Origin of the sequence: Marinomonas gallaica, from assembly GCF_049821165.1 — a bacterium.
In the GTDB taxonomy this organism is placed as follows: Bacteria; Pseudomonadota; Gammaproteobacteria; order Pseudomonadales; family Marinomonadaceae; genus Marinomonas; species Marinomonas gallaica.
Genome location: NZ_CP187511.1, coordinates 1,110,243 through 1,129,772, shown reverse-complemented (window position 1 = coordinate 1,129,772; position 19,530 = coordinate 1,110,243). Strand labels below are relative to the sequence as shown.

Genomic DNA, 19,530 nt, shown 5'->3' with positions numbered 1-19,530 from the left:
ACGCGGTAAATTTAGTCGCGCTTTGACAATTTAGCCAAACACAACTTGATTACGGCCTCTGTTTTTAGCGCGATAAAGTGCATCATCAGCACGTGTGATCAGAGTATCGGCTGAGTCGCCGGCTTGATAATGAGAGACACCAATGCTGATCGTAGTACGAATTTTAGCGTGATCACCACTTTCAAAATGCGTTTCTCGGATGGTGTTCGCTAGCTGTTTCAAACAAGCTTCAATCTCTGCCTGATCCGGTTGCGAGAAGATCACGAGAAACTCTTCGCCTCCCCAGCGCGAAATATGCCCCAATTCACCCACCGTAAGTTCAATCAGATTACCAACAGACACTAAAACGTCGTCACCAATTAAGTGGCCAAACTCATCATTAATGCGTTTAAAATAATCAATATCGATCATTGCAAGACGAACCGATTCGGGGCGCATATCAAATTCTGCTTTTAAGCGGCGCAGCATTTTACGACGATTAGGTAGCCCAGTTAGTGCGTCCACGTAAGACGCTTGTTCAAGTTCAAGGTTCGCTTCACGCAAAGCGGTTTGATAACGGTCTGAAATACGGGTAATTTTATCTAATTGACGAAGGTGCTTATCAAAGCGCTCGCTCAAGGTTTTCTCGCGCTGAATCATCATGTCCTGATAAGAATCAGACACTCGAATCAAATGCTCCATACGTGACCATTGGTCTTGATTGTATTGCCATAGGGCCTCCAATACCTCATGTAATGGATGCCCTTGGTTGGTCTCGTCTTCGAGAGCCGCGACGACACGTTGCTCAAGCGCTTTAATATTGTGTTTCATTCTTGGCCTATAATATTAAACGCAAAGCTGCAGTCTTCCTTAAACTCTTCTGCCAGCTCTGCAACACGCTCATTATCCACGTCGTAACGCCAGTTAACCGTGATATCACGGCCTTTTTGATGATGCTCTTCCAGCTCATCAAAAATATCCATCATCACTTTGATACTACTGGTATTTAAGTAGAGCAGCGCTAACTCGACCGTCATTGGTCGCTCGTTGTCTTTAAGGTAGCTTGTGACCCACGCCACCAATTCGGAATAAAACTCAAACGAATTCTCGGGGTACGAATCACCTTCCATATACACCACACCGCGATGACTGTCGGTTTCAATTAGAGGTGTTGACTGGGTGGAAACAATTTTTAAATCTTTCATGCTTTATTACTCAAATTTGCACACTCAAACTAAAATAGCCGGTGCCGTTGTCTAGTAATTTTAGAGATGGAACAACTGGCGCAGAGGCCTTTCGGGCAATGTCGATTAACCCCAATCCTGCACCACTTGTGGCCTCCGCTTCTCTTGGTTTACGCAACTGTTCTTTATAGACTTTTTTCAGTTCCACTTTATCCAAAGCCGCTAGTGCAACGACTTTATCCATCAATATTTGGCCATCTTCCTGACGCACGATATTGCCTGCAGATACGTGATAATGGCCATCCCGATAGCTTACAACGACCGTAGCGGTATCGGCATCCAACAATTTTGATGCAACGGCATAATGGCGAATGTTCTGCGTCAGCTCGATGTACACAGCAAACACGTCTAATGCTGCGGCTGGCGATGCCTGCTCAGACTTCATGTAGTTGCGCAGCGCGTTGCCGATCTCTTCAATCAAGCTGCGTGAGATAGGGCCATTGAAACACAAAAGAATTTTTTCATTATCAAAGCGTTCACGTAAGTCGAACAGATCTGGCGCTGACATACTACTCTCCTCCTTCACTTGAATTATGCTCAAAGCGGAAAGACAACAAGGTGACATCATCACGCTGTGGCAAATCCCCCATGTAGTCGTCCAATGCTTGGGCAAAACGTGCGGTTTGCTCATGCAAAGGAGCTTGCGCATTCTCAACTAACAATCGCTCAAAACGTTTATTACCAAAACCAAAGCTCTTCTCTCCACCGGCTTGGTCAAGGTAGCCATCTGTGGTCATGTAATAGGTCCAACCTGTCAGTGGTAAATCGACATTCTCATATTGACCGAGTTTACGATCGCCTAAGGCGCGCTTGCTGGCCGCATGCTTGACGACTGATATGCCGTCGCTTGCATACAAGGCAATTTTAGCACCACTAAAACGTAGCTGGTCACCCTGATGGCGAATAAATACCAATCCGACATCCGCATTGGTGGCAACTTGGTTGCCAGTCCCCTCTTCATGCAACATTGACCGAACAGTCTGATCTATAGCATATAGCAGTTTAGCGGGATCAGCGATGCCTAATTCATTGATCGCCTTGTCTATCGCAGCACGCATTAACATGGTCATCAGTGCGCCAGGAACCCCATGTCCGGCACAGTCCACAATGCCTAACAAGCAGCCTTCATCATTGGTATGAAACACATAAAAATCGCCACCAACGATATCGCGTGGACGCCACACAACACTATGATGAGCGCCTAAGAATTGCTGCATTTGCCGGTCTGGTAATATGGCTCGTTGGATTAGACTGGCGTAATCAATCGAGTCACCGATTTTGCGGTTTGCCGCTTTAATTTGAGCATTACTTTGCTCAAGTTCATAAGTCCGCTCTTTTACACGAGATTCTAACTCAGCAGTGTGACTCTCTACCTGCTGCGCCATCAAATTAAAAGTACGGCTTAGGTCACCAATTTCGTCATCGTATTTAACTGGTAAGCGAACTTCGTAAGAGCCTTGAGAGATCGCTTTCGCAGACATTTGTAAATGACGCAGAGGCTGTAATACTAAGCGATCCACCGCAAAGCCAAATAACAAAAGAACAATGGCGAGTAACAGTGCAAAGACCACCCCGACACCCATAATCAAGTCGGTATTCAGCAAGCGAACTTCATCGAGATTAACACTGGTCGCGACCAGCCAATTCAGATCCGGCATATAGCGTATGGATAAGATAAAATCCTCCCCACCCATACGCAGTTTTAATGTTTCAACTTGTCTATTCTGCTTCGCTTGAATAATGCTTTTTTGCAACGCTTTAATATCGTTATCACTATCGACCAAACTGTATAAGTTTTGTTCACCTGCTGCACCAGCTATACCGTCGATAGCAATTAAATCGGTGTTCGAGTGGGCTTCAATTTGGAGCGTATCTGCATTGATGACAAACGGCTGCACTCCTGGCTGCGGTGACGAAGCAAAACTTTCAATAAAACGTCCCAACTCAAACCCTGTCCCAGCGATACCTAGAAATGTCTCTTCATCTCGCACTAGGACGTTAATCCAAATTTTCGTTTTATTTAGATACTCGTTTAAATCGATGTTTATGTAATAAGGCTTAGTCTGTTCTCGGGTTAAAAAATACCATTTATTAGCTTCCACCTGCTCGTCAAGGTGGTATTGAGGGTCTCCGTCTATCGGTAACTGATCATCATAGTAGTAATACGCTAAGCTTTTATCAGAAACAAAGAAGACGGCACCGTCTTCAAAAGCAGACTGGAAGTGTGCTACATCTTGAAGCGCTTGTGCTTTACGAGCTGCGTTTTCAGGCTCTTTAAACCACTGCTGCAGTGTACTCAGTTCGGCAAAACGACGTGCTAAGGCTAACTCACGAGCCATGGGCGTCAGTATTTTTTGGTAGTTAAGCTCGGTAAAATTTTCCGCATACGCTTTAGCTGAGTACTGACGTCCCTCGGCGACAACATACCAGCCCAACGATAGCGCCAATACAGATGCCACAGCGCCTGCTAATAACAGCACTACCAGTGATTTCCACCTTAATCCCCAACGAGCCACTCTACACCCTTCTAAGTAATGACGTTTAATCCGCGCTACGATAGAGCAAGATCAAGTCTTCTATTGTCATTGGTCTAGCCAAACCAAAACCTTGAAATAAGTCACACCCTTGCTGTTTCAACCAATCAAACTGGGCAGAGGTTTCTACGCCTTCGGCAATCACTTCCATCCCTAAGTTATGCCCAAGGCTGATGATCGACTCTGCAAGTGAAGCATTTTTCGTGCCTTTTTCAATATTCGCCACAAAAGACTGATCTATCTTCAACTGATCAATTGGCAACCGATGCAAATAACTCAGCGATGAGTACCCAGTACCAAAGTCATCAAGTGATATCAGTAGACCTAACGCTTTTAAGGCTTCCATTTTGCTAATGATATCTTGTTGGTCATGCGCCAACATGCTTTCTGTCAATTCAAGCTGTAATGCTGAAGGCGGCGTTTGATATTCATTGAGTATACTCTCTACTTGTTGCACAAATCCTTCCTGCGCAAACTGTACGGCACTCACATTAACGGACAACACAAAACCCGCCATTTGCTGTTCTTTGTGCCATTTTGACAACCACCTGCAAGCTTGCCTCAATACCCAGTCACCAATCGGTAATATAAGGCGAGACTCTTCCGCCAACGGAATGAAAACGCCTGGCGATACCATGCCACGTTCTGGGTGTAGCCAACGTAACAGGCCTTCCGCTCCTATCATACGCTTCTGCGCATCCCACTGGGGCTGTACATACACCACAAGCTCTTCATTCTCCAATGCATGCCTTAGGTCACTCTCCAACTGCACGCGTTCTAACACGCGCTCTTGCATACCTTGCTGGTAAAAACAGAAACTGGATCGCCCCGCGGATTTTGCTTCATACATTGCCAACTCAGCTTGCTTAATGACATCCAGCGGGTCATTACATTGGTCATCAAACAAAGCAATCCCGAAACTGGCTGCCATTTGATAATCCACAGAGTTTATCGTGAATGGCCGCTCAAGCGATCGAAGCAATTTACCCGCCACTTGGCTCGCGCGATAAGCCATACGATCGGGGTTAGCCGACACATCTGCTGGCTCCAACATTACAAGAAATTCATCGCCACCAAATCGAGCGACAATGTCTTTTGTACGTGTGGTATCCGATAAACGCGTGGCTACTTTTTGCAGTAGCTGGTCGCCTATGCTGTGTCCCCAAACATCATTTATGTCTTTAAAGTGGTCCAGATCAATAAACAAAATGGCGGCTTGAGACTGTTGCAAGCCATTGTTTTGTAATAGGTCATTCATTTCTTCGAGCAAGAGCGTTCGATTCGCAAGGCGAGTTAAACTGTCATAGTAATGCAACTGTTGAATCTTGCGCTCAGAGGCTTTACGTTCCGAAATATCTTTAAACGTTGCAACAAAATGACTCACCTGCCCCTGAAGATCGTGAACCGTAGAAATACTCAGCCACTCTGGATAGATTTCACCATCTTTGCGGCGGTTCCAAACCTCTCCTTCCCAAGCGCCTTTCTGTCTGAGATCGGCAAACATGTCTTGATAAAACTCAGGACTATGTTTTCCTGACTGTAAAATCGCCGGCGTTTGCCCTAATACTTCATTTTCGGAATACCCCGTGAGCTTCTGAAACGCTTTATTAACCCGAATGATTCTGTTTTGGCGATCACTGATCAAAATCCCATCTTGAGTTTCAAACGCTGTAGCAGCAATGCGCTGCTGTTGCTCGGCTTCCTGACGCTGGGAGATATCCCGTAGCAGAACAATAAAATGCCCTGTACTTACTTCTTCGGAAAAAGGACGGTAGACTGCGGAAACTTCAAACCAAAGCGTCCTTCCTTCGGACAACAGTAAACTAAACAATGCACCACGATAACTGTTCGTCTGGCTTTGCCCTGCTTCACTAAACACTAGCTCTAAAATTTGGGCCGCAGACTCTGGTAAATGAGTACTGAAGTGCTCGCCGCTAACAAAAAACGCTTGGAGATCCGTTTCATCATTTGGCAAACGGACCTCTAATACAACGCCATCAGCATCTAGCTCTATCAATGGATCGGGGATCGCCTGCAGCGTACTGCTCAGTCGATAATCAGACTGGTTGGCATATTTAGTTTTTTCGGACAACAAATATGTCAGCATCTGCTTTTGTTCACGCAAGCGTAACGCCATGAATGCAAACCGAGCCACTAACAATGCCAATACAAAACTTGCTAGCAAATAAGTAACTAACATATAGGTCGGTATCCAGCCATCCGCGGGGGCAATGTCTAACCGCCATTTAACACCTGGAAAACTAAGATTGATTGAGACAGGGTCGTTTATCTGCTCAGCTTTATCTTCCACAATTAGCAAAGGTTCGTTTGTGTCGACCCGTTGCAGACTGTAGGCAAAACCTTGTTCAGAAAGCCCAATTTGGTGAGTACTTTTAAGTAATGAGTCAATCCGTATCACAACACTGCTAAAACCCCAAAACTGTTCCGGTCCTTCGTCTCGGTCTTCTAACATAATAGGGTAACGCGCAATGAGCCCTTTACCTCCTTGAACCAAGTCTAGCGGCCCCGACAGGATCGTTTTCTGCTGCTTCATGGCTAACCATGCTTCAGTACCTTGTTCAATATCCATTAATTGGTTAAAACCAATTGCGCGCTCATTACCTTTTGTTGGGTACACTTGCTTAACGATACCGCCAGGTGACAACGCAAAATTGTTCACTTCGGGATAAATACGGTGTAGTGACTGAGCGACAGGAGGAAACCAACGTGTAAACCCGCCAAACTCATGAACGAGCGCCGCTAAGGTGTAATTCGCAGACAAGTTATGATCCAACACTTGCTTTAATTGATAGGCATAAGATTGAGCTACCGAAACCGCATGCGTACGCTTCACCTTAGTCTGTTGTAATTGCCAAGCATAAGATGCACTTAGACCCAGAGCAAAAACAATTAGGAAAACAATAATACTGAAACTATAGAAACGTCGACTGGCCTTATTCGGGACAGAATCACTCATAAATATGTAGTCACTTATCATTAAAAAATTAAGCCTTCCATGGACTACAGCATGACAACATAGTGCTTACTTTCCAGCAAAACACTTCATGCTCTTGCTCTCTCATGCTTTAGCATAGCAATGAAATGTCTATTCGAACAAAACCTATTCTTCGAATCGGCTAAATTGATAAACCGTCTATGCTTCTACCTCTCAAGTTTGACCTTTTACTAAGACTGGCTTTTGATCTATTTTTTCAAGAAATACTCGTGCAGGGGTTACACGTAATAAAGGCGCCTAGGAAGCGCCTTTTAGACTAAGTTACTGTCGCGGTGGTTTCGACGAAATCGTTGGCGTTACCAACCACTCATGTCCTTTCAACATGCCTTGCCAATATACCCATGGTAAACTTTTCTCTTTCAACAGCCAAGCTAGATACGACGGCTGAGTACCGTCAATAAACCATTTTGGGAACGACGGTTTTACCTTGCCGCCATAGGCGAATTCCGCCAAAACAATTTTGCCTCGCTCGACAGTAAGCGGGCAAGAGCCGTAGCCATCGTATATTGCACGAGGCGGCTGATTAACCAAAGCGGACAAAACATTCTCTGCCACGACGGGGGCTTGAGCACGCACAGCAGCGGCTGTTTTTGCATTAGGGGTATTGGTACCGTCTCCCAAACCAAACACGTCCTTATATTGCTTATGTTGCAGCGTATCTGGGTGCACATCAAACCAACCCGCATCGTCTGACAATGGGCTATCTTTAATAACATCTAGAGGCCCTTGGGGAGGGCAAACATGCAACATGTCAAATTCTTTTTCGATACGAACTTTTTCGCCCTGCTCTGATACCGTTTCAAAGGTTGCGATCTTATTTTCCCCATCGACCGCCACTAGGTTTTGGCCTAAATTCAGATCAATCCCATACTTTTTTATATAGCTTTCCAACGCTGGCACGTAATCCGCAACCCCAAATAATACGCCGCCAGCATTACAGAACTCGACCTCGATGTCGGGTAAAACACCTTTCGACAGCCACTCACTGCAAGCGAGGTACATCGCCTTTTGTGGCGCGCCAGCACATTTAATAGGCATCGGTGGCTGTGTAAAAATGGCTTTGCCTTTTTTCAATTGCTGAACGTTTTGCCACGTATAAGGTGCATAGTCCCATGCATAATTCGACGCAACACCATTTTTGCCTAATGTTTCTTGCAAACCCGGAATCGCGTCCCAATTAAGCTTCAGCCCAGGAGCAACAACTAAAACACCGTAATGTAGATGCTCGCCACAGTCCATTTCGATGGTATGTAAATCTGGCTGAAAGGCAACAACCGCTTGTTGATAGTGCTTCACTTTAGAAGGCACCACTGAGGCCATTGGTCGACGAGTTTGCTCGCGTTTAAAGACACCTCCGCCTACTAATGTCCAGCCAGGCTGATAAGAATGCTCCATGGATGGATCAACTACGGCAATATTTAAACCAGGCTGTCGCTTCAAGAGACTGGCTGCGACAGCTAAGCCGCCGGCCCCTGCACCGACAATGACTACTTCATGGTGATTATTCTGCATTGTTGAATTCATTTTCAGCCCTCTACGTCTGCCACACGCTCAATTAAACCTGACATGTTGTAGCCCGCCTGCTCCGCCAATAACAATAAGTCGCCTCGCGATTTACTCTCTGGGTTTGCCAGAGTCCATAACGACAAACTGCGCGTCCCAGTTCGACAGTAGGCAAGCGTTTTCCCCTCTAACTGTCCTACTAGATCGCCAAATTGCGACACTAAACTCGAATCAAACTGCCCCGGCTCCGTTGCTAGATAATGGAAACTCATCCCATGTCGTTCAGCCGCTTGCTGTATTACTTCACTATTTGCTTGATTCTCTCCTTCGTTATCTGGGCGGTTGCAGATGATGTGCTGAACCCCCTCTTTGGCTAGTTCAGGAATCTGCTCAAGCGTCAGTTGCTCGGCAACATAGAATTTAGGTGTGATATGTCTCATATTGGCTCCAAGGTGCTCTCTGATGCCTATTCAAATAGGTAAACCAAAAACAAATAACCAAAAAGAATAAGCTTATAATATATTAGATATTTATAATAAGACATCTCTCTCTAAATTGACAGTTCGACAAACAGAAAACCATCAACATTCTGTTTCATTCGTGCGCAATACAAGACAATGTGTCAGAAATAAAAAACTCAAGTGAAGCAAGCGTGCAGTCTCGCAACTTCGCTTGAATCTTTTCGCCTTTACGCCAATCCTAGTTACCAACACGTTGCGAAACGCCTACTCGACCGAAAGATTGGATGAAACGAAGGAGAGTAAGATGAATAACTCAACACAAGCGATTGAAACAAAGCACGTAGCAGACATCATTAAAGTAATGAACGGTGGCATCGATTTTTATGAAAAGGCGAAACAGGAAGTAGACAGCCCTAGAATCCAGCGTATGTTTGATAAAATGATCGACGCTAAAGAATCTGCTGTTACAGAGCTACAACCGTTTGCAATCGCTGAAAATGGCGAGCCAGAAAACGATTCAAGCTTTGAGGTCAGTGCTCGTCAGGCGTACACCAAAGTACTTGATAAAGTGAGCCGAGATTCAACTGAGCACACCTACGTTGATCAATTAGAAGAAGTGGAAGACAAGGTACTCGAAGAACTTGATGAAGCGCTTAAGCTAGATCAGCCTGCAGGTTGTGAGCGAGCACTGCGCGCAGTACAGGCACGCATGAAAGAGTGCCATGATGAAATGAAAGCGCTGCAGATCACAACTCATTGATTACGTTTTAAATATCTTTCAAAACGGCCCTTTCAAGGGTCGTTTTTTGTTTCTATCAAAACATAACATTCATTCTAGATTGCACCTATATCACGCCAAAACTCAGCAAATGTGAGTATAAAGTACATTTTTCGCGCTAGTCACGTGATGCCCTTTCTACTAGAATACCGCCTTTTCACATTTTGAGGCTGACGGCCATGTTACAGACACCTTATTACCTCATTGATAAAGCCAAACTTCTCAAAAACCTTGAGAAAATTGCTTACGTGCGCGAACAGTCTGGCGCGAAGTCTTTGTTGGCGTTGAAATGTTTTGCAACATGGTCCGTATTTGACCTGATGCAAGAGTACATGGACGGCACGACCTCCTCTTCCTTATACGAAGTGAAGCTCGGCAAACAAAAGTTCGCTGGCGAAACTCACGCTTACAGTGTCGCTTATGCTGATAATGAAATCGCCGAAGTATTAGCACACAGCGATAAAATTATTTTTAATACTATCGGGCAATTCGAGCGTTTCAAAGAGGCCAGCCAAGATAAAACTCGTGGGCTTCGAGTCAACCCACAGGTCAGCACCTCTGAATTCATTATTGCCGATCCTGCTCGCCCGTTTAGCCGCTTAGGTGAGTGGGATCCAAAGCGTATAGAAACTGTGATCGACGACATTTCTGGCTTCATGTTCCACAATAATTGTGAGAACAATAACTTCGACCGCTTCGATGAAATGCTGACACTGATCGAAGAGCGCTTTGGCTATTTAATCGAGAAAATGCACTGGATCAGTCTGGGTGGCGGTATTCATTTTACCGGTGACGATTACCCAATTGATCGCTTCTGCGCTCGCCTGAAGGCATTCTCTGACAAATACGGTGTGCAGGTTTATCTGGAGCCTGGCGAAGCATCCATCACGAAAAGCACGACATTAGAAGTCACGGTTTTGGATACGCTTTACAACGGTAAACACTTAGCCATTGTCGACAGCTCCATCGAAGCCCACATGCTCGACCTATTAATCTATCGTGAAAACGCGCGCATGACACCATGCGACGGCGAACACGAATATATGATCTGCGGTAAGTCTTGCCTAGCGGGCGATATTTTCGGCGAATTTAAGTTTAATCAAGCGCTCAACGTAGGCGATCGCATTTCCATCGAGGATGCGGCCGGTTATACCATGGTGAAAAAGAACTGGTTTAACGGTGTCAAAATGCCATCCATCGCGGTGAAACAATTAGACGGCACAATAGAACTGGTTCGTGAATTTGATTACGACGACTTTATGCACAACCTTTCCTAAGGCTGCATCATTTCTAAACTGGAGATAGCACTATTATGAAAAAGAACGTACTGATTATCGGTGCCGGAGGGGTAGCCCGTGTTGTGGCACATAAATGCGCCCAACACAATGACACACTGGGCGATATCGCCATTGCCTCACGCAGCGTTGCCAAATGCGAAGAGATCGTTGCCAGTGTGAAAGAAAAAGGAGCCATGAAAGTTGAGGGCCGCATCGAGGCATATTCCCTAAACGCATTGGACATCCCAGCAACAGTTAAGCTAATCAAAGAAACCAACTCTGAAATCGTAATTAACGTAGGTTCTGCGTTCATTAATATGTCAGTGCTTGAAGCGTGTATGGAAACAGGCGTAGCCTACCTAGACACAGCGATTCACGAAGAGCCAAACAAAATCTGTGAAACCCCACCATGGTACGCAAACTACGAATGGAAGCGCCGTGAAGCCTGTAAAGAAAAAGGTGTAACCGCTATTCTTGGTGTAGGTTTTGATCCAGGTGTGGTAAACGCTTATGCATCGCTTGCTTACAACCATTACTTCGATAAAGTCACAGACATCGACATCATTGATGTAAACGCGGGCAGCCATGGCAAGTACTTCGCGACCAACTTCGACCCAGAGATCAACTTCCGTGAATTTACCGGCGTTGTCTACTCTTGGCAGAATCGCGAATGGAACGTCAACAAAATGTTTGAAGTCAGCCGTACGGACGACTTGCCTGTAGTAGGCAAGCAAACGACGTACATGAGCGGCCATGATGAAGTTCATTCGATTTCGCAAAACCTAGACGTACCTAACGTACGTTTTTGGATGGGCTTTGGTGAGCATTACATCAATGTCTTCACTGTTCTACAGAATCTCGGGTTACTGTCTGAGCAACCAGTGAAAACCGCAGAAGGTCTAGAAGTAGTCCCACTTAAAGTAGTTAAAGCAGTGCTGCCTGACCCTTCTTCTTTAGCACCAGACTACACAGGCAACACCTGTATCGGCGATGTTGTGAAAGGCATGAAAGACGGCAAAGAAAAAGAAGTCTTCATCTACAACGTAGCCGATCACAAAGACGCCTATAACGAGGTGGGTAGCCAAGGTATTTCTTACACGGCGGGCGTACCACCGGTTGCGGCGGCGATTCTTGTGGCGAACGGCACTTGGGACTGTGCTGAGATGCGTAACGTAGAACAATTGGATTCACGTCCGTTCCTAGCGCTATTGAATACCATGGGACTGCCAACTCGTATTAAAGACGAAGATGGCGACCGTCCATTCGAGTACAACGCTTAAATTTCGTACTGAATCAATGCTTAAAAGCCCAGCTTATGCTGGGCTTTTTTTTGCTTTTTTACGCTTCGAATAGCGCTTTTAAACGCGCTAAATGTGGAGCCTGTTCCGCCTTTGTTAACCAGCTCCCAGTAAACGCGTTGCATGCCAAGCGATATAATTCTTCCTTGGTCAACTGTGTTTCTTGAACTAAGGCTGCGTAATTATCATTCATATAACCGCCAAAGTAGGCAGGATCATCAGAATTCACGGTAGCATTCAGACCTAAGCGCAACATGCTTCGAATCGGGTGTTCTTCTAAAGTCTCCACGACACATAGTTTTAGATTTGATAGAGGGCATACTGTCAATGTCAGGCCTTTATGTTTAATCGTGGCAATCAAATCCTCATCTTCAAGTGCACGATTACCGTGATCGATGCGATCCACGCCAATCACATCCAGCGCCTGCCAAACATACTCAGGAGGGCCCTCTTCACCCGCGTGCGCCGTAATAAGCAAGCCAAGTGCTTTGCACTCGCGGAATACATTTTCAAATTTAACCGGTGGGTGACCGACTTCAGAGCTGTCTAACCCTACTCCGTCGATCATCTCCAAATAAGGCTTGGCTAACGCTAACGCTTCAAACGCACTGGCTTCGTCTAAATGACGTAGAAATGACATGATTAACTTAAACGTCATACCAAAGTCACGCTCAGCGTCTTTCAGGGCGCCATAGATACCTTTGATTTGCGTGTCAAAGCTTACTCCGCGACTGAGGTGCCCTTGCGGATCAAAAAAGATCTCCACATGCACTACGTTGTCTTCGTGGACACGCTTAAGATACGCCATCGTCAGATCATAGAAGTCTTGCTCATTGAGCAACACAGACATGCCTTGATAATACAGATCTAAAAAATCCTGTAGATTTTCGAATTGATAAGCGGCTTTTAACTCTTCCACTGAGTTGTATTTAAGTGCCACGTGATTACGCTGGGCGATGGCGAACATTTGCTCAGGCTCAAACGTGCCTTCAATATGCAAATGCAGCTCCGCCTTTGGCATTTTCATTGCCAAATCTAATAATGCTTCAGAGCTGGTCATGACTCTCCCCTTACTTAATGCTTTCTCGATGGAATGTATTGTTGTCTTTATGGCTCTCTAAAAGTTAGCAAGGGTTTGCCATTTTAGAAAACTTAACTATTTGGTTAGTTTGTATTTTAAAGCAAAAAACAGGCTAAAGAGAGAAAAAACCGCCCCCTTATAAATCCTGTACTAACATTTGTCAGACACCATTCTAAAGAGGCAAAGTGATGGAAACACGTATTCAATTTCGTGTGGATGAAGAAACTAAGCGTTTAGCTCAGATGATGGCAGAAAGCCAAGGCACCACGTTAAGTGGCGCATGTCGAGCGCTTGCAGAGCAACTGGCCGAGCAACAACGAAAACGCTTGTCTCATGATCAGTGGCTCGCTGAGCAAGTGGAGCGAGCGTTTGAGAAGCTTGAGTCGGAACAGTCCGAATTCATCGAAGCAGCACAAGCAGACGCTGAAATGAATGCTTTCAAAGCCGCACTTAAGGCTAAGGTGTAAGTATGATTTTATGGGAAAAGGACGTCCTAAAGGATCGTAAGCGGCTCTACGAATTCTTATACGAGTTTAACCCCATCGCCGCAGATAAAACCGATGATCTACTGGTTGAGAAAATCAAACTACTTATCGATGAACCCCATATGGGCGTAGTGAAACCAAATCAAAAAGGTAGAATGCTGATTATTCCTGATGTGTCACTGTCAGTGCTGTATCACCTTGATCAAAGCAACATCAAGATTCTGCGTATCTTACATATGAAGCAGAAGTTTCCAGCATAAGCAAAGCCCAGCTTTAGAGCTGGGCTTTAGTCGTATCACATTAGCTGTCTACATTTACTTTTCACATCTGAAACAAGAAGTTCTTGATCAAGTCTCGACCACCTTCGGTCGCAAAGGACTCAGGGTGGAATTGAATGCCCTGAATGGGATATTCCTTATGACGCACGCCCATAACCTCATAGTCACCACCTTGGTGAATCACAGCATGGTTAGCAAAGTCTTCGACTTTTAGATCGCCGACGACCGCGCTCACTTCCAAGCATTCAGGCAAGCTTTCTGGCTCAGCCATCAAAGAGTGGTAGCGCATAATCTCTAATTGATCCGGAATATCGTGGAAGATTCCTTCGGCATTATGGCTGATCGGGCTGACTTTGCCGTGCATTGGCACATGGGCTTTGACCACCTTGCCACCAAATACGTGACAAATACCCTGCATACCCAAGCAAACCCCCATCAATGGAATGGTTTTGCCCAACTCGCGAATCACCTCAGCACAGACACCGAAGTAGGCTTCATCGTCTGGCGACCCGGGGCCTGGAGAAATAATAATACGATCTGGATGGAGCGCTTCAACATCCGCCAAGCTCACTTCGTTATTACGCTTCACCACCACATCAAAACGATCCAACTTACCTTGGCTTTGCGCAGCCATTAGGACTTCGCCAATGTATTGGTAAAGGTTATAGGTAAATGAATCATAGTTATCAATAATTAACACTTTCATCTGCTAAGCCCTTACTGCACGGGAGCGAATTGATCTAGCACACGCTTGGTGCCAGCAAATTTACGTTGAATTTCTTCGTACTCTCCGGCGGCGTTGGAGTCATATACATTGCCACCACACGTTTGTACGTAAGCTTTATTACCCCTAGCGAATACCGTACGAATCGGAATCGCGAAATGACAATCACCATTGAAGGAAAACTGTCCAACCGCACCGCCATAAGGACCGCGGCCATCACTTTCCATGTCATCAATAATTTTCATCGACTCGATCTTCGGAGCGCCGGTCAGAGTCCCCGCTGGAAAATTGCTTGCTAGGGCAGAGAACATATCTTGATCGTCGGCGATAATGCCGACAATTTCACTGGAAATATGCTGAACGTGACTAAAGCGCTTGATGTCCATTAAAGAACGTACTTTGACCGTACCAAAGCGCGCCACACGTCCGATATCGTTACGATGCAGATCCACAATCATATTGTGTTCAGCAATCTCTTTTGGATCATTCAACAAGGCACGGGCCAAGGCGACGTCTTCTTTTTCATCCGCACCCCGTTTTGCCGTGCCCGCTAATGGGAAGGTTTCCATCTCACCTTGACGCAGACGGAACAGCAGCTCAGGACTGGCGCCAATCACTTTTTGCTCACCGAATTTCAGGTAATACATCTGCGGCGATGGATTAACAATGCGCATTTGCTCGTAGATAGCGATGGTATCGCCCTCTAGGTCGAACCACTTTTTAAAGCCCACTTCGGTTTGGAATATCTTACCGTCGATAATGTCTTGCTTTACTTTCGCGACGGCTTGCGCATGCTCTTCACGAGTCATTGATTCCCCAGCTGGCGTCACGACCAACGAACCATTGACAGGAACCGGCGCATCCAATAAAGACTGCACTAACTCTGATCGGTCTTGATCGTAGTAGAAGTAGAAAACTTGCCCCGTCATCTTGTCCAAGATCAAGCCATCTTTGTACAAACCAAAACGGAAGCCGTCGAACATATCGCTGGTTTGCAGATTCAGCGTTGGCTCAAAGTAGTTCATGGCATCGTAGCCAATGTAGCCAGTTAACCCTCCCGCATAACCGCGCGAGATAATATTCTGCGGCACAATGCTGCGCAGTAAGTAATAAGGGTTATCGGATTCATAAGATTGTGTCGCACCATCGCGCTCTTGGATAAAAAGCTTATTACCTTCAGCCCAAAGTAATTTTTCTGGATCAAAACCAATGATCGAATGACGAGAGATGTAGCTCTCTTCACCTAAGGATTCCAACATAAAGCAGTTAGAAAATTGCTTTTCGACTTTCTTAAACATGCCGAAAAAATCACAATCAGAGCTGATCGTCACGTACTTAGGCTTACGTGGCAACTCGATGCGTGGTGGAAGGTTACTCATGATCTTTTAATTCCTTTAAGGCGCGCGAACCACGCGTTACCGTCGCAATCCCCACACCTAGCTGTTTGGCAATTTCGCGTTGTGACACACCTTGTTCTAACAATTCAAAAATCTGCAAACGACGCTGCATTTCGCTGATTTCAGTCGGCGTCAGCAAAGCATTCAGCTTCTTTTTCATCGCTTCAGAATGAGGTGTGTCTAAAAAGTAATGAATCAAATTCTGCACAAAGGCGTACCTTGATGTATCAATGTACTAGTACGTTATATTTTTTCATTCCTAGACGCAATACTACACACTTATTTTTCAAAATATTTTTTCGACGTACACTTCTTGCAGGCAAAAAAACAATGGGCTTTTGTTTTGCATTCACCAAGACCCGGAGAAGATGTCAAAAAGGAAGAAAATCTTTCGAAGTCACCCCATGATCGAAAAGTAAGCGTGCTCTTAAAGAAACAACCCAGTCTCTTAATCTAATGTTTTGAGATCATCTAGACTCGATGGTGCCAACTAGATGATTATAATCGACGACAAAATAGCCAAACTGAGAATGGGCCGCGTCGATGCTGACTAAGACAGGCGCTTGAGGCAAATAGAAATACTCTTCATGACTAATACAGTGCATAAAGTGCTGTGATGACCCTTTACCTCTGATGAACCATTTGCAGCCACGGGTGGTGGTTCGAGTGGACTTTTCAGCCACAACGAGCGTTTCTTTAATCGTATTCGTGCTCAAGGTAAACAGCATTGGACCTGTAGAGGACAGGCAAGGCCAAATAATACAAAATAGACTTAATCCATAACCAAGCAGCTTTACGCTTTTCCATAGCGCTGAATCACTTGAGAAGTTTGGCTTAGGATAAAGTAAATTAAGACTTGCTAAGGCGTAAAATAAACAGAGTGCAGCGAGTGTAACTAAGGCAGAAATCCAAAAGGCCACATCAAGAACCTCTTTTTCTGTCACGAAGTTATTCCCTAAAATCACTTTGATCGCAATGCTTAGAAACGGTAGAAAAAATGCAAGATTCTTGAGTAGAGGATAGTTAATAGCATAGGGTTGTTTCGGCGGAGTGGCTTTTTTACGGTTCCCGACGCGTTTGCCTTTATGTTTTACCACGGTTTATTCCTAGCCTGAATGGATAATACCCACCTAATCAATGTTTCAAACAGCCCGAATTTCAAAGGAATGCCATTCAAGCAGTGTACTGTAATCGAATATCTGATCGCCTCTCAATAAACTTTACCACGCTCTTACAAGGGTGAGATTAACCAAAACAAAGAAAGCCTCTTCCACTGTCAGTAGAAGAGGCTGAAAACGTGAACCGATAGAGTTAGCCGTTAAAATTTAAACTGTCGCATCATGTCCGATAATGAACGTGTTTGACCGCTTAGCTCCTCAGCAGCGGCAGCACCTTCTACAGAAGCCGATGCATTCGTTTGGACGACGCCATCTACTTCCGTGACTCCACGGGACACCTCATCAACGGCTTGTGCTTGCTCGTTGCTAGCCGATGATATGGTTGCGACTAAGCTAGAGGTTTGGTTGATGCTATCAAAAATGGAGTTCAGTGCTTTAGCGGTGTTTTCGGCGATTTCAGCACCTTTCTTTGTTTTGCTTTCAGATAGGTGTATCAGTTTCGATGTTTCTTCAGCCGCTTGTGTACTACGGGAAGCCAAGCTGCGTACTTCATCGGCCACCACGGCAAAACCTCGTCCTTGCTCCCCTGCTCGAGCGGCTTCAATGGCCGCATTGAGTGCTAGCAAATTGGTTTGCTCTGCGATTTCATCAATCGTTTTAATGAAATCACTGATTTGATCACCCGCATCTTTGATCTCATTCATGGAAAGCATCATCTCTTCCATATGCGATTGCCCTTGAGAGACCGACTTCTGCGCTTCTTCAGCAAGGCTATTGGCTTCTGAAGCACTGTCTGCATTTTGTCGTGTTTGTGATGACAACTGTTCCAAAGCTGATGCAATCGATTCTAGGCTATCTTTTTGATGCGTCGCTCCTTCCGCTAAAGATTGACTGAACGTCGATACCTGTGAACTGCCTGCGGCAATTTGCTCCCCTGCCAATTGCACTTCAGACAACACGTGTCGTAACCGCTCCACCATTACTTGCAGAGCCTGCCCTAACACGTCTTTGTCAGAGGCAAGGCTCACTTGAACCGTTAAATCTCCATCAGCAATTTTCTGTGCGAGATTGGCTTTGGTTTGCAAAGACGAGACCATCTGACGAATATTCGCATACAAGCTATCAGGTGATGCCGTTGATGGCGGTAAGTCAATGCTCAAATCGCCTTCTGCCACGGTCTTCGCAATACCAGAAACATAGGCTGGATCACCACCTAATTGCTTTTGTGTAGAACGCAGAATCGCCCATGCGGTCCCTATACCGATAGCGATTGAGACCAACACACAGGCAAGAATCGCCATGACTATCAGATGATTTTTTTGCTCGACTTGCGGTCCAAGAGCATCTTGTAACATGGCCTCCTGCTCAATCAGATCATTCAGCTCTGCTGCGATCTGAGGCCCTAGTACATCTAGCTGCTGATCCACGACTTCCTGACGCGAACTCCCCGCTTGTATTAAAGCAGCGACCCCTTCTATGTAGTCATTCAACAGCCCATCGGCTGTTTGCAAATCCTGTTTCAACTCGCTATCTGAAGCGTCTTGAATCAAAGTCGTCAGCAATTTATCAGCGTAGGCAAACTCCTCGTTCACCCGCGCCGCATCATTGGTGCTGATCGAGTCAACATATTTCAGCACATACAAACGCCCTAGTAGGACATTACGCATAGCCATCGACAACTGATAGACCGCCACTTCGTCACCCTTGTCACGCTCTGATTGCAGCAGCTTAGTGAGAAGCTTCTCAAGCTCAGCTCCTTTCACCGATAGGACATTGTCTAAGACTTGATCAAACGTACTGGTATCCTTCACCACTTTATCGAAGCCTTGTGAGTACTGGTTCAAAGTGGCCATTTGGCGATCTAAAATTTGCACAAAAACAGGCTCCGCTATTGCTTCTTTGGCGCGCAATAAATCCTTCCGTGTTTCTTCCAGATAACTAGCAAAGCCTTGCTGATCGGATAACTCCGAGGTGATTAAATAATCTTTGACATGCATACGCATCATCAGCAGATTGCCTTGCACCTCATTCGCAGCTTTCGTAGAACGCGCTAGCTGACGGTAATGATCAAAATCTTTGGATGAGCTAGAGATACCACTAAAGGCAATGAGGCCAACAATAACCAGTAGGGCAACTAGGACCCCAAAGCCAAGTAATAACTTTCGTTTAAATGTGAGCATATTTGTCGTCCTTACAGTAATTATTAGATATGACGCTCTTAAGTCCATTACATTAATTCAAAGTAAAACAAATAACTCTGATACTGAGTATGCAGGATATAATCTTAGCCAACTTTCAAGATGACTACGCCTATTAATAATTAGCATAAAATAGGAGATACACAATGTGTTTTATCG

18 protein-coding genes are annotated in these 19,530 nt (G+C 45.3%); 5 read left to right on the top strand and 13 right to left on the bottom strand.

Translation table 11 applies throughout. From position 1 onward, the window contains the following. Positions 1-30 precede the first annotated feature (30 nt). From ACPUEK_RS05275 to ACPUEK_RS05245, 7 genes are all read right to left on the bottom strand, one after another. Positions 31-810 (bottom strand): diguanylate cyclase domain-containing protein, encoded by a 780-nt coding sequence (locus ACPUEK_RS05275; protein WP_067221347.1) that lies wholly within the window; start codon positions 808-810, stop codon positions 31-33. Beyond that, positions 807-1,184, bottom strand: coding sequence for a biofilm regulation phosphoprotein SiaC (gene siaC / locus ACPUEK_RS05270; RefSeq protein ID WP_067038450.1), 378 nt, complete (start codon positions 1,182-1,184; stop codon positions 807-809). The genes ACPUEK_RS05275 and siaC overlap by 4 nt, the downstream gene beginning before the upstream one ends. Before the next feature lie 10 nt (positions 1,185-1,194). Next, entirely contained in the window at positions 1,195-1,731 is a 537-nt protein-coding gene (siaB, locus tag ACPUEK_RS05265; protein WP_067038449.1) for a biofilm regulation protein kinase SiaB, read from the bottom strand. Position 1,732: 1 nt separating this feature from the next. After that, on the bottom strand, positions 1,733-3,739 hold the full coding sequence (gene siaA / locus ACPUEK_RS05260) for a biofilm regulation protein phosphatase SiaA (protein ID WP_425642555.1): 2,007 nt from the start codon (positions 3,737-3,739) through the stop codon (positions 1,733-1,735). Positions 3,740-3,764: 25 nt separating this feature from the next. Next, entirely contained in the window at positions 3,765-6,734 is a 2,970-nt protein-coding gene (locus tag ACPUEK_RS05255; RefSeq protein ID WP_425642554.1) for a bifunctional diguanylate cyclase/phosphodiesterase, read from the bottom strand. 300 nt (positions 6,735-7,034) lie between these two features. After that, the gene (locus ACPUEK_RS05250) at positions 7,035-8,297 is read right to left on the bottom strand and encodes an NAD(P)/FAD-dependent oxidoreductase (RefSeq protein ID WP_417504095.1); all 1,263 of its coding nucleotides are present in this window, start codon (positions 8,295-8,297) and stop codon (positions 7,035-7,037) included. A gap of 2 nt (positions 8,298-8,299) precedes the next feature. Then, entirely contained in the window at positions 8,300-8,716 is a 417-nt protein-coding gene (locus ACPUEK_RS05245; RefSeq protein WP_425642553.1) for a TIGR01244 family sulfur transferase, read from the bottom strand. Positions 8,717-9,041: 325 nt separating this feature from the next. Between ACPUEK_RS05245 and ACPUEK_RS05240 the strand changes: the two genes are divergently transcribed. From ACPUEK_RS05240 to ACPUEK_RS05230, 3 genes are all read left to right on the top strand, one after another. Next, entirely contained in the window at positions 9,042-9,497 is a 456-nt protein-coding gene (locus ACPUEK_RS05240; RefSeq protein WP_067038444.1) for a PA2169 family four-helix-bundle protein, read from the top strand. Positions 9,498-9,694: 197 nt separating this feature from the next. After that, positions 9,695-10,792: a carboxynorspermidine decarboxylase gene (gene nspC / locus ACPUEK_RS05235; RefSeq protein WP_067038443.1), complete on the top strand. Its 1,098-nt coding sequence runs from the start codon at positions 9,695-9,697 to the stop codon at positions 10,790-10,792. Positions 10,793-10,827: 35 nt separating this feature from the next. Beyond that, on the top strand, positions 10,828-12,072 hold the full coding sequence (locus ACPUEK_RS05230) for a saccharopine dehydrogenase family protein (protein WP_067221331.1): 1,245 nt from the start codon (positions 10,828-10,830) through the stop codon (positions 12,070-12,072). A 58-nt stretch (positions 12,073-12,130) separates the two neighbouring features. On the opposite strand, the gene ACPUEK_RS05225 is transcribed toward ACPUEK_RS05230, so the two are convergent. Next, positions 12,131-13,150: an adenosine deaminase gene (locus ACPUEK_RS05225; protein WP_425642552.1), complete on the bottom strand. Its 1,020-nt coding sequence runs from the start codon at positions 13,148-13,150 to the stop codon at positions 12,131-12,133. A 209-nt stretch (positions 13,151-13,359) separates the two neighbouring features. Between ACPUEK_RS05225 and ACPUEK_RS05220 the strand changes: the two genes are divergently transcribed. Continuing rightward, the gene (locus ACPUEK_RS05220) at positions 13,360-13,638 is read left to right on the top strand and encodes a damage-inducible protein J (protein ID WP_425642551.1); all 279 of its coding nucleotides are present in this window, start codon (positions 13,360-13,362) and stop codon (positions 13,636-13,638) included. Positions 13,639-13,640: 2 nt separating this feature from the next. Further along, on the top strand, positions 13,641-13,916 hold the full coding sequence (locus tag ACPUEK_RS05215) for a type II toxin-antitoxin system RelE/ParE family toxin (protein ID WP_425642550.1): 276 nt from the start codon (positions 13,641-13,643) through the stop codon (positions 13,914-13,916). A 61-nt stretch (positions 13,917-13,977) separates the two neighbouring features. On the opposite strand, the gene ACPUEK_RS05210 is transcribed toward ACPUEK_RS05215, so the two are convergent. The 5 genes from ACPUEK_RS05210 to ACPUEK_RS05190 form a co-directional block, all read right to left on the bottom strand. Next, positions 13,978-14,640 carry an anthranilate synthase component II gene (locus ACPUEK_RS05210; RefSeq protein WP_425642549.1) on the bottom strand — a complete coding sequence of 221 codons (663 nt, stop codon included), beginning with the start codon at positions 14,638-14,640 and terminating at the stop codon, positions 13,978-13,980. 11 nt (positions 14,641-14,651) lie between these two features. Further along, a complete protein-coding gene (locus tag ACPUEK_RS05205) occupies positions 14,652-16,037 on the bottom strand; it encodes an anthranilate synthase component I family protein (protein WP_425642548.1) in 1,386 nt (461 codons plus the stop codon). Next, positions 16,030-16,215, bottom strand: coding sequence for a Trp family transcriptional regulator (locus ACPUEK_RS05200; RefSeq protein WP_156489083.1), 186 nt, complete (start codon positions 16,213-16,215; stop codon positions 16,030-16,032). The genes ACPUEK_RS05205 and ACPUEK_RS05200 overlap by 8 nt, the downstream gene beginning before the upstream one ends. Before the next feature lie 307 nt (positions 16,216-16,522). After that, the gene (locus tag ACPUEK_RS05195) at positions 16,523-17,152 is read right to left on the bottom strand and encodes a hypothetical protein (RefSeq protein WP_425642547.1); all 630 of its coding nucleotides are present in this window, start codon (positions 17,150-17,152) and stop codon (positions 16,523-16,525) included. A 221-nt stretch (positions 17,153-17,373) separates the two neighbouring features. After that, positions 17,374-19,353 (bottom strand): HAMP domain-containing methyl-accepting chemotaxis protein, encoded by a 1,980-nt coding sequence (locus ACPUEK_RS05190; RefSeq protein ID WP_425642546.1) that lies wholly within the window; start codon positions 19,351-19,353, stop codon positions 17,374-17,376. Between the last annotated feature and the right edge of the window lie 177 nt (positions 19,354-19,530).